Source organism: Cobetia sp. BL01, assembly GCF_056493605.1.
In genome coordinates this window covers 13,249-28,306 of sequence record NZ_JBVBEE010000007.1, presented here as the reverse complement: position 1 = coordinate 28,306, position 15,058 = coordinate 13,249, and the positions used below count along the sequence as shown (strand labels likewise).

Genomic DNA, 15,058 nt, shown 5'->3' with positions numbered 1-15,058 from the left:
TGCTATCTCTGCACTTAATCGTTCAAGCTTTTCATCTTCAGGAACCCGACGCCTGTGTCATCGCCTCGCCGCATCACTCTCAAGGAGCTAGCCGCACAACTCGGCGTCTCCACCGCCAGCGTCTCCAACGCCTTCAACCGCCCCGACCAGCTCTCGCCAGCATTGCGCGAGCGGGTGCTCGAGGAGGCCAGACGCCTTGGCTACCGTGGCCCGGACGCCAAGGCGCGCAGTCTGCGCACGGGGCGCTCACGGATCATCGCCGTGGTACTCGCGGAGACGCTGACCTACAGCCTCAAGGACGCCGTCGCCAGCGAACTGCTGTCGGGCATCGCGGAAGTGCTGGATGCTCACGGCCATACCCTACTGCTGCTTTCAGGCCGCCAGAATGCCTCCCAGGTGCCCGGGTCTTCCAGCATCGCCGATGGCTTCATCGTCTACGGGCTGATGGCCAGCATGGCGCTGGTGGAAGAACTCCAGAGTGCGGGTCACAAGCCTATCGTGGCCGTCGACTTCGATCTGGGCGATCACCCCGCCATCCATGTGGATGATGAGCCCGCCTGCTACGCCATCGCGCAACATGCCTTGCAGACACCCGCCAGTCGTATCGGCATCGTCAACCTGCGCCTGACCGACACGCCCTGCAATGGCCCCATCACCGATGCCCACGCGCTGATTCCGACGGGTCAGACAATCACCCGCTCACGTCTGGCAGGTTTTCATCGCGCCCTGACTGAGCGAGAGGTGGCTTTGGAAGACGTCGCGATGTGGAACATCGAGGAAAACACCTATGAGGTCTGCGCGCCGGTGCTGGCAGAGATACTCGACCTGCCGGCCGGCGAGCGGCCAGACCTCCTGCTGTGCATGTCAGACCGTATTGCTCTGACCGCCGTGACCCTGGCCGAACAACGTGGCATCCGAATTCCCGAGGATCTGCGTATCACCGGCTTCGATGGCATCGAGGAAGGACAATATCGGTCACCGCGCCTGACCACCGTCCACCAGGACAGTACCGAGAAAGGCCGCCTTGCCGCGCGAATGATTCTGGGGCTGGAGCCCGCGTCATCACACCGGCTCTCGACACAGCTGATCCAGGGCGAGACCTGTCCGTGAGGAGGTGTCGCCAGGAGTGACGCTATGGGGCGTGGCAGGTATCATCCCCAGCCCGTTCATCGCAGCCGAGGGAGGTTTCCATGCCGATCCTGCACAGCATCATTCACCGTATCGACAAGGGCAATAGCGAGACGCCGGCCCAGCTGGTGCCTGCCGCCACTGCCCTGCCGGCATCCGATGCACTGGAGGATCTGGTGTCCGGGCTCAATGATGCCTACCACGGCAAGGCCAAGAACTGGGGCCGTTTCAATGAAGACGCACCTGCCGCCTTCCCCGCCGAGCTGGCGTCTTTCCTCGCAGGTGATAGCGATTTCGCGAGCCTGACCCAGACGCTTGCCGGTCGACTCATGCCGTTGATCGATGACAACCTCCCGACAGGCGGTCATCTGCTGGTGGTGGATCACCAACAGGGCGAGACGCGTCACCTGTTCATGGCGTTGCTGCACCATCGTGACGGCTTCGCGATCGACGAGTCCCTCGCGGTAACCCCCGCCCGACAGCTCAACATGACCCAGATGTCGCTGGCCGCACGACTGGATATCAGTCAATGGCAAGGCAGCTCGACGTCTCACCCCTATCTGTCCTGGGCGCGCGATCGCGGACGCACCAAGCTCGCCGAGGCCTTCGCCGAAACGCTGGGCGCACAGGAGCAGCGGGATGCCGGTCAGGAAACCCGCACCCTGCTCAAGGCCTTCAGCGACTACGTCGAGAAGGAAGACATGGCCGAGGAGGCCAGTCGCGAGAAAACCGATACCCTGGTCGACTACGCCACTGATCAGGCCAAGCTCGGCGAGCCAATCACGCTGGATCAGTTGTCTGAGCTGATCGATGAAGAGCACCCGCAGGCCTTCTACGACCACATTCGCAACAGCGACTATGGGCTGTCACCGGAAATCCCGCCGGACAAGAAGACGCTCAACCAGTTCAAGCGTTTCACCGGGCGCGCCGCGGGCGTCTCGATCAGCTTTGATTCGCACCTGCTGGGCGACTCGGTGGAATACGATGAAGCGAGTGACCGTCTGATCATCAAGCAGGTCCCGACGGGCCTGCGCGATCAGCTCAAGCAACGCTGAAGCCTCTGATCAGACGACATCACCTGATGCACACCCGGCAGACACACGAAGGCCAGGCAGATGCCTGGCCTTCGTGTGTCTGACAAGAAACCGTGTGCCCCGGCCTTTACAGCCCTTCGAGAACTTCATTCATCTGAGCACGTACACTCTGCAAGCCATTGCCGGAGAGATACCAAAGCCCCGGGGATAGCACGGTGACACCAATGTCCGCGCCGCCAGCATCGGCCAGCGCGGCCTCAAGCGCGTCAGCATCCATCGGGGTCTGGCCAATGGCAGCACTGCGATCGACCACATAAAGAGCATTCGGCGCCATCTCGGCAATATTCGCTGGCGTCAGCGGGTAGAAAGTACGCGCACCACGGCTGACCGGCTCCACGGAATCCGGCAACGCCGGCTGTTCGATCTGCAGCAGCTCAGTCACTACCGGCTCGTTACGCAAAGCATAGCGACCGTCATTGTGAGTCACGACCAGCACTCGAAGATCGTTAACGAGCCCCTCCCGTGCCGTATCGATTGCAGACTCAAGCGCTGCAAGATGATCGTGCGCCTTTTCCTCAGCATGATACGGGGACGCCAGGCTCAGCACCTTGTCACTAAATGCTTCGAAGTAATTGCCTTCTTCGAGAGTGACATCACGCGTCTCCGCCACAGCCTTGAGCGCCTCAAGCGATCCAGACTGACGGCCGGTGACCAGAATCAGGTCCGGCTCCAATCCCGCGATCGCCTCGACATCAGGCTCCTTGAGTCCGCCGACATCTGCTCGATCTTTGATCAAATGCGACACATAGGCGGGTGCAGACTGATGTGGAACCCCGACGAGATGCTCGGCCAAGCCCAGCTCATCCAGCGTATCGGCAGCGCCCCAGTCCAGACTCACGACGGAAGGGCCATGCTCTCCCCCGGCGACTTCGTGTGCCTGTGCACTCAAGGGTAAAGCAGCCAACAACAGAGTAGAGACAGACAAGGTGAGCCCAGTGACGTTCATCGACATTCCCTTTATTGAATAATAATTAATATCATTTGTGTTTGCGATCCTAGCACGACTATTTCCTCAAAATCATGCAACTGTGCGTTGCATAACCCGCAATTTACGAACGACTCCATGCCATCACCAAGGGTTGCGTAGAACGCAACTCTGTCAACAAAGAAACACACCTAAACTAAAAAATACGAATGTTTATCATTTGTTTTCTTAAACACGAAAAAAAGATCGACACTGATGCGATGATGCCTGTCGTATTCCCAACCCGAAGTCGACGTCAACAGAGCACTCAGTGGCCCACAACCCTAAAAAACTCGTGGCTCAATAACGACATAATCGCGACCTCAAGGATCCAGGAACATGACAGTCCCCGCACTCCCCTTTGCTCGATCGGCCTTGGCTATCGGTATCGCCGCCGCTTGCCTACCTGCTGGCGTACAGGCTGACGACTCCAGCCAGTTGGAACCTGTGGTGGTGACAGCTTCCGGCTACGAACAGGTGATCTCGGATGCCCCTGCCAGTATCTCGGTCATTACCGGCGAGCAGCTCAACAAGCAGTCGTACACGGACATCACAGATGCCATGGATAATGTGCCTGGCGTCTATGTCACGGGGGGCGGGAATTCTCAGGACATCAGTATTCGAGGGATGGACAACAGCTACACGCTTTACATGATCGATGGCCGCCCTCTCTCGGCTGGCCGCTCCGTCAATACCAATGGCAATGATGAAGGCAAGCAGATTGGCCTCCCCCCAATCTCGATGATCGAGCGAGTGGAAGTGATTCGCGGACCGATGTCATCGCTGTACGGCTCACAAGCCATGGGCGGCGTCATCAACATCATCACAAAAAAAGTGGCGGATGATTGGTCGGGGTCTGTCACGACGGAATACACCCATTCGCTCAACGACATCAGCAATGACGGGCAGCAACTGAGCTTCTATACCAGCGGGCCGCTCATCGAAGGCCTGCTCGGTCTCAAGGTCCACGGAAACTGGACCGGTTATGAAGAGAGCGATTACCAGGGCGGTAGCGACAATGCTGAAAGCATGCCCGACAGCGACACACGTCAAGGAGGTGCCGAGTTCACGCTGACACCAGATGAGGACAATGCGTTCACGCTCGGCTATACCGCCTCCAAGAAAGAATACACTCACAATGCTGGCGTGAGCATCGCAGATGATTCCGAAACCAGTCGTTATCGCTACGACAAGGATGTCTATACCCTTGGCCACAAGGGAAGTTACGGCAGCTTCCTCACGGACACCTATCTGCAGCACGACATCTCGGAGAACGTGCTGGATTCCGATGATGAGAAACGCGAAGAAGTCACCACGCTCAACAACCAGACCACGTACTTCTGGGGCGACCATATGCTGACCTTCGGCGGTCAGTACAAATTCGAGCAGCTGACCGATGAGACCAATGGTTTGCTGGATTCGAATGTCCCGGGGGCCGTCGATAACGTCGATCGCTGGATCGCGGCGCTATTCGTCGAGATGGAATGGAGTCTGACCGAGGACCTCAACGTCACCACCGGCTTGCGCTACGACGATGACGAGCTGTTTGGCGGACATCTCTCGCCGCGCGTCTACGCCAATTATCACCTTGATCCGCAATGGACACTCAAGGGCGGGGTCTCCACGGGCTACAGCCAACCGAGTCTATCCGCTGCGACAGAGGGCTTCGGTCGTCTAACCGGTCGGGGCAGCGCTGTCATCATCGGTAACGAGGAGCTGGATCCGGAAACCAGTACCAATTATGAGCTGGGCACCGTCTTCCAGAACCAGTCAGGCACGCTCAGCGCCGGCGCCACCCTGTTCTACACCCAGTTCAAGGACAAGATCTCCGAAGACCGCCTCTGCCAGGGCCTGGATGAAGGTTTCTCCGATCCCGCCTTCCGCGAGTGCAGCTATGCCGGCACTGATTACTATTTCGTCAGCACCTACCGCAACATCGACGAAGCTGTCATGCAGGGTATCGAGCTGTCACTGGACTATGCCATCACGCCAAGCGTGAACCTGAGTTCCAGTTACACCTACACCGACTCCGAGCAGAAAAGTGGTGAATTCAAGGGCGAGCCCTTGAACAAGGTCCCGGAACATATGCTCAACGTGGCACTCGACTGGCAGGCTACTCACGACCTCAACCTGTGGGCACAGGGGAACTACCGTGGCGAAACCAGTGATTACCTGTCACGTACCAGCATGAGCGAAGGCACGCCGAGCTATACCTTCTTCGATGTGGGTGTCGTCTATGCCTTGAACGAGAGCGCTCGCGTCAAGGCTGGCCTCTACAACATCGCTGACAAGGAAGTCACCAATGACACCTACGGCGTGGTGCTGGATGGCCGCCGGTTGAACCTTGGGCTGACCATGGACTTCTGACCCTCGACTAGATCCACTCATGCTTACGCATCAAGGGGAGCCGAGGCTCCCCTTGATGCGTTGCAGCTCATGGTTTTAAAACAAGACGTCAGTCATGACGGGCCGGTGTCTTCATCAGCAGCTTCCATCAGATCCACGAGACTCGCTGCCACTTTCCTCCAGCAACCGCTCGCGGAAGGCTTGCACCTTGGCAAGCGTTGCCCCCAGGCCGATGAATCACGTAATAGGCCAAGGAAGAAGCGCATATCACCTCATCGAAAAGTCTCGCCAGACGCCTGCAGCAATTACATCATAAGCCATTAGCTCACGAGCCAGTGCAATACCCTGCTTATCAATTGCAACCTGCCGCACCGAAGCGGAGTTATTCACCGATGATCCATGACGTATTGCGAGTGGGTTACCTGGAAGTCGTTCTCAAGGATTGCTCAAACCTGTCCAGGAAGAGGTCGGCTTCCGAGCGTTCGATGCACAGTGGCGGGCGAATCTTCAAGGTACTGCCGGACTTGCCGGCCCCGCCGATCAAGACGCCATTGCGCTTGAGGTCGTTGATCAACGCCGTGGTGCGCTGGGCGTCCGGCGCTCCGTCACGCGTCGGGTCACAGAGATCCAATCCCAGGAACAGCCCGGCGCCTCGTACATCGCTCACCTCCTCGAAACGTGCCTGAATATCTTGGAGCTGTCGCTTGAAGTACTCGCCTTGACGTGTGGCATTGGCCATCAGGTCTTCCTCGGCGATCACGTCCAGCACCGCCGTGCCCGCCGCCACGGCCACCGGTGAGCCGCCGAAGGTATTGAAGTAGCCCACATCGGCGTTCAGCACCGCCAGCAACTCCTCACGTGCCGCCAGCCCGGACATCGGGAAGCCATTGCCCATCGGTTTGCCCATGGTCACCACATCCGGCCTCACGCCGTGGCGCGAGAAGCCCCACATCCCCTGCCCCGTGCGCCCGAAGCCGGGCTGGACCTCATCAGCGATGAATAGCCCTCCCTGTGCCTGCAGCATCTCGACCGCGGGCTTTAGAAAACCGTCGGGGTCCGCGTAGATGCCATCGCTGGAAAAGATCGAGTCCACCAGCAAGGCCGCACATCCGTAGCCCCGAGCATCCAGCTGCTCAATACCATGCCGTACCTGCTCAGTGAGCCAGGCTGCGGGGTCCGATTGCTGGGACATCTCGGAAATCGGCAGGATATGGACATGATCCGGTGGCGTGCCCTGCTTGTAGGAAGACGGTGACACCTCGGTCACGGCCGCCGTGTTGCCGTGATAGGCCGCCTCGGTGACGATGATACCCTGCCGGCCCGTCCAGCCACGCGCCAGCCTCAGCGCCATGTCGTTGCTTTCACTCCCGGTACACATCATGACCAGCCGATTGAGCGCTGTCGGCAGCGTGTCCAATACGCGCTCTGCATAGCGATGAATACCTTCGTGCAGGTAGCGGTTGTGCACGTTAAGGGTCCCCATCTGCTCGGCGACCGCCTGGACCACGCGAGGATGGCAGTGGCCGATCGACGGCACATTGTTATAGACATCCAGGTAGCGCTTGCCTTGATCATCGAACAACCAGACCCGCTCCCCCCGGACGATGTGCAGCGGCTCCTCATAGAAGAGCATGGACGTAGGCCCTACCGTTTCCAGCCGCTTGCGTACCAGTGCGCCGATTCGCGCATCTGCCTTGTCGATGTGCGCCATGCTGAAGGCGTTCTGATCCAGAATCCCGCGTACCTTTTCCATCACGCCATCCTCACATTGTGGTGTCGTTGCAGATCATCAGGTAGATAGCCATCGCGTACCGGATGGCCACGTTGTGTCATATAGCGCTGTGCCATCACCGCGGTATCGCGGCTGAAGTCACTGCCCAACGCCTGGCCTTCCTGGCTCTCCTGATGGGTTGCCAACCAGGCACATAGCAAGATGCGGCGAATCAGAATGAAGGTGTCGAGCATCGCCTCATCCGCTGCCGAGAATTCAGCAACCGAGCGATAGCCCTTGAGCCAGGCGTCCCGCAATTGCGGAACACAGGGGTCTGTCTCATGAAAGCTGATGGCGGCAGCGAAGTCATAGGCATACCAGCAGAAGCCACAATCATCGAAGTCGATGATCGACATGCCCTCTCCCGACACCAACAGGTTGGTCAGCCTCAGGTCGGCATGCACCAGGCCATAGCGATGGGGTGCCGTGCCGTATAACGCGATCTCTGACTTGATATAGGGGATGGCCTCACTGATGGTGTGAGCCTCGCTCATCGTCATGCCGGGGGCATTACGCCAATCCCCCCATAGCCCTTGCGCAGAGATCATCGTCTCGAGATTCCAATGCTTGCGCACGAACCCTTCTGGCAACTGCCAACGACGACTGTGCGCATGCAAGGTCGCAGTGACAGCCCCGAGACGCTCGAACCATTCCGGCAAGCCGTCACCGATATCTGGCTCAGCCCCCGCTGCATGCTCAAAGGCCACCACCAGTAATGTCAGCTCGCCCACGGAAATGCTCAGCACAGGGCTCCCCGTCTTAGTCGGCAAAGGGGCTGGCGTGTTGACCTCGGTGGTCACCCGAATAGCGCGTATCCAGGCCAATTCAGACTCGATCTCTTCTCGGCAGTGGTAGTCCGGCCGATGGACACGAATGATGATCTTGCGACCTGTCGCACTCTCCTCAGCGATGAAGGTCGCGTTCTCCGACAGGGTCAGGAGCGAGACCTGAGCCTGTTTCGATAGGCCCCATTTCTCCAGACAGCGTGCCAACTCGATTTTTATTTGATTTGTAAGAGTGTCCGTATACATCTCACTACCTCGCTGACATCAGAAAGGCCGGGACGCTGCGAAATACTCACTGCCTCGCGATGTCACATGAAGGGCGGCCTCGTGGTCGAAGCCATGCCCTCCTCGGCGATTCTTGACCTTGTGGTCTCGGTGCCACTTCGCGGAAGAAACAGGCATGGGTGTGCGAATCGATATTCCGAAACCCCGCTCCCTCTTTGAAGATGTGCGCGAAAGTTGCATGTCCAGACTAACGACACAGCAAGGGAGAGCGTTATCAGCATCTGGCAAACCTTGCTTAACCATGGAAACCAATGAGTTACACGCGATATGCCACAATATGTGTCACTAGCAGGCGCAGGCGATGCCACAAGGAAGTACAGGAAAGATTCACTCGCACCAGGCAAGTGCACGCGGGAGGCATGGGACGTCAATGAACAGGCCGGCAACCTGACCGATTGGTCACAGGAATATGATCAATACGGCGAGGGGAGATTCTATGGCCGTATCGATGAGCTTCACCTGCCTCACATGCAGGTATTCAAGGAATACACCAGTCATGCGCTCGGGCAGCAATGTCATGTCTGGCCGGATTCGCTGTGGCTGGGCATCCCGGCAGCTCGGGTGCCTTGCCGTATCAATGGCTACTCTCTGCAAACGCAGGACATCATGTGTCAGCCGGGAGACCATGACTTTGAACTGACCACGCCTGATGACTTCGCGATCTATAGTCTGGTGATCCGGCGGGACTGGCTGGTGAACGTCGCGGGAGAGTCGGCACTGGCATTGCTGGAGGCAGACCCACAACAGGTGATGCGTCTGGAGGTATCATCCAAGACTCGGCAGGCCGCCACCTTCCTGATGGAATGCCTGCTCAAGCGTCAAAGTGCGGCGTTCGAGGTGCAGGTCCACCAGGACATTCTATCTCTGGCAATCAACACCATCCTGCACGAAAAGACCCCTCTCCCTGAGCGCTACCCTAGCTATCACCACCGGCGTCAAGTCGTCGCGAAGATACGTGACTACGTGAATGGCAGTGCTTCTGCCCCCATCAGCATCGACACCCTGTGTGACATCGCCCATGTCAGCCAGCGCACGCTTCACAACAGCTTCGTCAGCATTCTCGGTATCAGCCCGATGCACTTCATTCGCCTGAACCGCCTCAACCATGTACGACGTCGGCTATGTGACCCGGACAGCACCAGTACGGTGAGCCAGATTGCCAATGACTGGGGGTTCTATCACCTGGGAAAATTCGCGCAGGATTATCGTCATCTGTTTGGCGAGCGGCCGTCGGTGACGCTGTTACGTTATCGCGCCAACCCCATGCTGGAAGCGTGAAGGGGTTCAAGTGCACTGGGCACTTCAGAGATCCTCTTGTTAACCGATGATCTTCCATTCTCGTCGGGGTGTCAGACCGATTATCAGTGACAAATCGAACAAGTGATATTTACCTCCCATCGACCATCTGCTAAATTTTGAGAATCGGGGCAAAATCCCCGATCGGGTTTGGCGACTCGAAACCACAAAGGCGCACAAGCGCCCAGACCATGGTTGGCGCTTTTTTTGTGCCTGCCATGCGTTATGGCGGTCGTGCGCGGGAGACCCTCGGGTCTGCCGGTGTCCTTTGTGGCCGGTTCGCCAACCCGTGTACGGCCGCCCCCATCACTGTTTGGCGACAGCGGGAGCGGCTCCAACACAAAGGAGCTTCAACCATGGTCATTCAGACTACGGCATCCCCGCGTAGCCCCGATCTACCCACCCCCTATGGCGGCTATCCCGATCCCCCTTCCCAAGGCTGTCGCGCACGTATCGCTGGCGACTGCAGCGAGGTGCTGTCATGACCTCGAATTCTTCTCACACCATCCCAGCAGCCTCATCTACTCCTCATATGCCCTCTGTTACGGGCAAGGCAATAGCCGAGTCTTCCAAGATGCCTGAGGCTTCAGCGTCACACGACTCGTCTTCTACCACCACCTCAGAGAATCAGCACAGCTCTACTTCTCCTCACACCTCAAGCTCTCCCACATTCCAAGACTCCTCGACTGCAGCAGCTTATCGACGAGGACAGTTGATCAAACAGCACTTCCAGCAGTGGCTGAAAGCCTTGAAGGATAAACCGACTCATTTCACGAAAGTCAGCTGCCGCAACGAGCTGATGAAACATCCAGAGTTGGCGGGCTATAAACCCATTATTGTCCTGCAGCGTGTCGGTGACCTGATCGATCGCTTGGTCATTGATGGTCACGCTGTGCAATCCGACACCATCGGCAAGCGTCGCCGCGTCTATCAACTCATCGATAGCACTTCGGGGCGCTCACCGGATATCCCACTGCCGAGCAATCGACAGGATCTTGCCACGTCGAAAACCGACAGCACATCGCATCTACCGCTCGATAAAGCACTGCAGGAACAACGTCGAGCCTTGAAAAAATCTATGCGGGCCGCGAAGGCGGAAGCCGAGCACCTCTATCAGCTGGCAAAGGACTATCCGGAGGCGAAACCCGACATCGCTCCACTTCAGGAGGATGCGATTCAGCGCGCCTGTGAACTCCAGGGACAACTGGCCGCCGTGCTGGCGCTCTCTGCAAAACGCCATGCTGGAGGTGCCTCATGACGCCGCGTCAGATCAATCGATTACTGCCCTCTCTGACAAGCCAGACACTCAGAGCTTGGCAAGCGCGTTGTATTGAGACAGCGCTTCAACGGCTTTCGGATCAGCAGCCCCATTTCCTGTGCCAGGCCACCCCGGGTGCGGGCAAGATGCTGATGGCAGCCGTTCTAACTGAGGAACTGATTCTCAACGGGAGCATTGATCACGTCATCTATCTCGGCCCCACCTCTGCCGTGGTGGAGCGTGCACGCGAGACGTTTTCGCAAATTCTGGGGCGGCCCATGCAGGGCAGGCTGGGGGACATCGGTATTGCGCTGACCTATCAAGCGCTCAGCTTCCGCCTGGAGGATCTCAAGCAACTCTGTCGCCAAGGGCGTGTCCTGCTGGTCTGGGACGAAAGCCACCATGCCGCCGGCGCGACAGCATGCGCCGCAAAAAACGCCTACACCAGCTCGGCAGCCACCGGCGCCAATCAATGGGGATTGGCACTCTTGGCATTGGAGCGCGATGTTCGCTTTACGCTCGCCTTGTCAGGCACTCCTTGGCGCACTGATGGCAGTTGCCTTCCGATGCTGCGTTATATGGCACCGAGCCATGAAGACGCCTCAGCGTCCGAGCCATCGGCGCCAACCCTGCCATCGGCGGACAGTGACCGCCTCGCGCTGATCCCAGACTTCACTTATCCCCTGCGTGATGCCATCCAGGATGATGTCTGCCGTACTCCCCAGATATACCTGATAGATAATGACGACATACGTCTGGTGGCAGAACAGCAGGCGCAGCGTGAGACACTGTATTACCAAAGCATCCCAGCCCTGTTGCGTCATCCAGGGGTGCATTACGCCGCCTTGCTGCGTCACCCGGGGCCTCAGCAGCATTTGCTGGACGTCAGCTGCCAACGCTTGCGACAGCTTCAGGAGAAAGACCCGACCGCCGCAGGATTGGTGGTGGCATCCAACATTTCCCATGCGGAAGACATCGCTGATTGTCTGAAACAGATGGGACAGACGGTGTGTCTGGTAACCAGCCAGACGGAAGGGGCGCACGCACGACTTGAGGCCTTTCGCTACGGCCATACCTCGTGGATTGTCTCCGTCAACATGGTCAGTGAAGGGATCGACATTCCCCGCTTGCAGGTATGTTGCTACCTCAGCCACGTCAGGACCGAACAGTATTTTCGTCAGGTGCTAGGCCGAATCATACGGCGTCGACATGCACAAGATGATGCGTGCTATTTCTATGCACTCAACGAAAGCACGTTACGGCACTACGCCTACCGGCTGTTTGACGACTTACCCGACGAGCATGCTGCGATCCAACTGGATCCCTTCTCTTCCCCGACAACACCCGCCCCAATCGTCTATCCAGCCACAGATTCGATAGCCTCCAACGACCCTGGCACGAGCGGAGAACTCCCCACGATTGAAATGCATGGCGCGCCACATGCTCAGGCCCCCATGAGTGAGTGTGTGAGCCTATCAGAGGGAATACGAGAGATGACTCTCGATCTGGCAAATGATGTGGCGTTCTCCAACGCCTTCTTGGCGCGCCTGGTATCGCTCTGACCACAGGCAGCGATTCGGCTGCACCGCCTGCACGACCAGGCAGATGATTTCACTTTTCTTCAACCTCATCCCAGAGATAACACTCACATATCATGCACTTGCTAGTGGTATCCCTCCAATAACCCTAAGCATGCGTGACTCTCGACTTTCCATGCCTTCTGAGGCATGCATTTCGGGTTGGCTGATTTACGAAGAGTGATAGCGTGAAATTGGTTGGCCGCCTCACAAGCGCATGTCGGCCATCATTCCAACTTTTCGACATCGATGGAGATCCCTCATGGTGTCCAGACCACCGACAGGCATTCACCCGCCTCAAAGACGAAGACATCAGGCAATGCAAGTGATCCCCTATCAGGGAAACCAGGACTCTCTGCCGGGACTTTGCCTGACGGTCTCGGCACGAAAGCTGATAATGGCAAGCCTTGCACCGAGTACCATCCGAGCCTTCCAAAGCGACATACGGATGTTTCTCAGACGTGGCGGCACCCTCCCCAGCACCGACACGGAGATAGCCAACTATCTCACCCGGTGTTTCGAGGACGGCTATAAACCGAATACGCTCAAGCGGCAGCTGTGCTCGTTACGGCGTTGGCACCTTGTCATGAATTGCCCCACCTTGGGCAATGAGCAAATGATCAAGGGGGTCATGCGCGGCTGTGCACGCCTCAATGAAGTGCCGGTGAAACGTGCACCAGCCTTGATGAGAGACGATCTGCATCAGCTGCTGAATAGCCTGAATTTGAGCGAGTTGCGAGATCTGCGCGACGCCGCCATGTTCTGCCTGACGTTCTATGGAGCATTTCGTTACAGCGAAGTCCTCAACCTTCGTGTCGAGCACCTCACATGGGATACACGAGGCGTGTTGGTCAGGCTCGCCCGCAGCAAGACCAATCAAGAAGGACGACATGAAGTCAAAGCCATTCACCATGCGGATACCTCGCTCCCCTACTGCCCAGTCAATCTCCTGTATCGCTGGCTAGAAGCCGCCCATATCCAGAGAGGTGCGGTATTTCGCAGCGTCTCGCTGGGCGGCAGGCCAGGAGGCTCGAAACTCTCTCGAACTGCATTTCAGAATGCGTTGATCAGAGGGCTTGAGCGGTCAAACCTGGCTTCACGGGGATTCAGCACACATAGCATGCGTGCTGGCCTGATCACTGAAGCTCATCTGCGGGGGAAGAGCCTGGAGCAGATACAACGCGTAACAGGTCACAGGCATCTCAGCACCTTGACGGAGTATATTCGGGTCGCAGACCCCTTCGAAAACAGTGCCAATGACTTTTGATAAACACGAACAGTACATTACCGTTCAATAATCGATGAATTGAGAAAAAGCAATCAAACGCAAAGTCATAATAAAAAATCACTACCAATATTGACGCTAAAAAGCCCTAATGCTCGCGAAACGGTCGATTTTGACGGTTAACTGATGCAGTAGATTCTTGCTACTTGAGTTATGCTATTAGTACACATTGATTCAGATTAGACATATCAGGAGGTAGTACTCTCAGAGATATCGTTCTACAGGTCGGGTGTATTACTCGACTGATCATCACTACTCAAAGTTACTCGCGTTTGCTGGACATGAACTCGACGAATGATTCTCTCATACGTCTCGGCCCCCCTTTGCCTATCGTTGGAGTCATCAATATGCCAGATGCTACCTATACACCGTCACTAGTGAAAATCAGCGCTGACAAGACGCTTGTCATCTATCAGCGAGTACTCGAGGTGGACACCGCCGAGCTTATGAACGAGGAGCATGCTTTTCGACCAACGGTCGCGACAGAGAGCCTGCCCATAGCGCCTGTCCGCTTCCGCAGCAACGTTCAGTCGACTCACACTTCCGAGGAGTTCGTGAATTTTCATGTTATCAAAGCCATCGTATCCACACAGAAAGTGCCCGTCTCACAAAGTGTATTTTGCATCGAGATCGATATCGGCAGACTCAACGAAGATGAAGTCCAGGTGGTGAGATTCTATTACCAGGTGCTACAGCCTCTGCTCGAGCTTGGCTGGGAATGGATCAATATCCACAACCTACATACCACTGGCGATATCAATATTAACGAGAAGAAGTTATGGAACAATATACTCAGAAACTTCATTAGTGATGAAAGATTACAATACGCATGGAGCAATGTAGTCACTCAACAAAACTTGCCAATAACACACAAGCAAATCTCATCAATGTTCAAATATCGCTATTCCACTGACTCGATTAGAAAGTTTATGAACACAATAACGGATAGCGCTAATAAAAGTCAAAGTAATGCATCTAAAGATAGAAATATAGCAAACGGCGCCACTGTCGCTAAAACAAGTAAGAAGAACACCCATAGCAAAAGAAAAGATAATAGGAAGCAGGAATCAGATACCAACAAGCAAAGCAATATAAAAGAAAAAAACAAGTACTCGAACAATAAGAGGGAAAACGACTCAGATTCGCAAATTGATTGGCTTTATGAGCTTTGATTGACTGATAAACAGGAGGCTTTCACGTGAGTGAACACCAACTACCTGACCAAATATTGGCTAATTACGACCTCAATGCGATCGGGTCCCGCTGGCC

General features: G+C 56.5%; 12 protein-coding genes. 9 read left to right on the top strand and 3 right to left on the bottom strand.

Features of this window, described 5'->3' with window-relative positions; genetic code table 11:
• The first annotated feature begins 54 nt into the window (after window positions 1-54).
• A complete protein-coding gene (locus tag ACZYGA_RS12780) occupies window positions 55-1,110 on the top strand; it encodes a LacI family DNA-binding transcriptional regulator (RefSeq protein ID WP_176426456.1) in 1,056 nt (351 codons plus the stop codon).
• Window positions 1,111-1,190: 80 nt separating this feature from the next.
• Window positions 1,191-2,183 (top strand): nucleoid-associated protein, encoded by a 993-nt coding sequence (locus tag ACZYGA_RS12775; RefSeq protein WP_024952240.1) that lies wholly within the window; start codon window positions 1,191-1,193, stop codon window positions 2,181-2,183.
• Window positions 2,184-2,289: 106 nt separating this feature from the next.
• Here ACZYGA_RS12775 and ACZYGA_RS12770 read toward each other — a convergent pair whose 3' ends face one another.
• A complete protein-coding gene (locus tag ACZYGA_RS12770) occupies window positions 2,290-3,168 on the bottom strand; it encodes an ABC transporter substrate-binding protein (protein ID WP_024952241.1) in 879 nt (292 codons plus the stop codon).
• Between the two features lie 357 nt (window positions 3,169-3,525).
• Here ACZYGA_RS12770 and ACZYGA_RS12765 point away from each other — a divergent pair, with 357 nt between their 5' ends.
• Window positions 3,526-5,553, top strand: coding sequence for a TonB-dependent receptor domain-containing protein (locus ACZYGA_RS12765; RefSeq protein ID WP_479399277.1), 2,028 nt, complete (start codon window positions 3,526-3,528; stop codon window positions 5,551-5,553).
• Between the two features lie 397 nt (window positions 5,554-5,950).
• Here ACZYGA_RS12765 and ACZYGA_RS12760 read toward each other — a convergent pair whose 3' ends face one another.
• Window positions 5,951-7,285: an aspartate aminotransferase family protein gene (locus ACZYGA_RS12760; protein ID WP_225347879.1), complete on the bottom strand. Its 1,335-nt coding sequence runs from the start codon at window positions 7,283-7,285 to the stop codon at window positions 5,951-5,953.
• On the bottom strand, window positions 7,285-8,334 hold the full coding sequence (locus ACZYGA_RS12755; protein WP_317292863.1) for a phosphotransferase enzyme family protein: 1,050 nt from the start codon (window positions 8,332-8,334) through the stop codon (window positions 7,285-7,287). Before ACZYGA_RS12755 ends, ACZYGA_RS12760 begins: the two co-directional genes overlap by 1 nt.
• Window positions 8,335-8,841: 507 nt before the next feature.
• Between ACZYGA_RS12755 and ACZYGA_RS12750 the strand changes: the two genes are divergently transcribed.
• The 6 genes from ACZYGA_RS12750 to ACZYGA_RS12725 all read left to right on the top strand — a co-directional run bounded on the left by ACZYGA_RS12750 (window position 8,842) and on the right by ACZYGA_RS12725 (window position 14,961).
• A complete protein-coding gene (locus ACZYGA_RS12750) occupies window positions 8,842-9,651 on the top strand; it encodes a helix-turn-helix domain-containing protein (protein ID WP_404626920.1) in 810 nt (269 codons plus the stop codon).
• 374 nt (window positions 9,652-10,025) lie between these two features.
• Window positions 10,026-10,154, top strand: a complete 129-nt coding sequence (locus ACZYGA_RS12745) for a hypothetical protein (RefSeq protein ID WP_284893781.1) — start codon at window positions 10,026-10,028, stop codon at window positions 10,152-10,154.
• A 227-nt stretch (window positions 10,155-10,381) separates the two neighbouring features.
• On the top strand, window positions 10,382-10,927 hold the full coding sequence (locus ACZYGA_RS12740) for a hypothetical protein (protein ID WP_284893780.1): 546 nt from the start codon (window positions 10,382-10,384) through the stop codon (window positions 10,925-10,927).
• The gene (locus ACZYGA_RS12735) at window positions 10,924-12,489 is read left to right on the top strand and encodes a DEAD/DEAH box helicase (protein ID WP_284893779.1); all 1,566 of its coding nucleotides are present in this window, start codon (window positions 10,924-10,926) and stop codon (window positions 12,487-12,489) included. The genes ACZYGA_RS12740 and ACZYGA_RS12735 overlap by 4 nt, the downstream gene beginning before the upstream one ends.
• A 334-nt stretch (window positions 12,490-12,823) precedes the next feature.
• A complete protein-coding gene (locus tag ACZYGA_RS12730; RefSeq protein ID WP_043335828.1) occupies window positions 12,824-13,771 on the top strand; it encodes a site-specific integrase in 948 nt (315 codons plus the stop codon).
• Between the two features lie 365 nt (window positions 13,772-14,136).
• Window positions 14,137-14,961 carry a hypothetical protein gene (locus ACZYGA_RS12725; protein WP_225347877.1) on the top strand — a complete coding sequence of 275 codons (825 nt, stop codon included), beginning with the start codon at window positions 14,137-14,139 and terminating at the stop codon, window positions 14,959-14,961.
• Window positions 14,962-15,058: the final 97 nt, after the last annotated feature.

Coding starts and splice junctions, on each gene's coding strand:
- ACZYGA_RS12775 (WP_024952240.1), top strand. CDS start 1,191: ATGCCGATCCTGCACAGCATCATTCACCGTATCGACAAGGGCAATAGC.
- ACZYGA_RS12770 (WP_024952241.1), bottom strand. CDS start 3,168: ATGAACGTCACTGGGCTCACCTTGTCTGTCTCTACTCTGTTGTTGGCT.
- ACZYGA_RS12765 (WP_479399277.1), top strand. CDS start 3,526: ATGACAGTCCCCGCACTCCCCTTTGCTCGATCGGCCTTGGCTATCGGT.
- ACZYGA_RS12760 (WP_225347879.1), bottom strand. CDS start 7,285: ATGGAAAAGGTACGCGGGATTCTGGATCAGAACGCCTTCAGCATGGCG.
- ACZYGA_RS12755 (WP_317292863.1), bottom strand. CDS start 8,334: ATGTATACGGACACTCTTACAAATCAAATAAAAATCGAGTTGGCACGC.
- ACZYGA_RS12750 (WP_404626920.1), top strand. CDS start 8,842: ATGCAGGTATTCAAGGAATACACCAGTCATGCGCTCGGGCAGCAATGT.
- ACZYGA_RS12745 (WP_284893781.1), top strand. CDS start 10,026: ATGGTCATTCAGACTACGGCATCCCCGCGTAGCCCCGATCTACCCACC.
- ACZYGA_RS12735 (WP_284893779.1), top strand. CDS start 10,924: ATGACGCCGCGTCAGATCAATCGATTACTGCCCTCTCTGACAAGCCAG.
- ACZYGA_RS12730 (WP_043335828.1), top strand. CDS start 12,824: ATGCAAGTGATCCCCTATCAGGGAAACCAGGACTCTCTGCCGGGACTT.
- ACZYGA_RS12725 (WP_225347877.1), top strand. CDS start 14,137: ATGCCAGATGCTACCTATACACCGTCACTAGTGAAAATCAGCGCTGAC.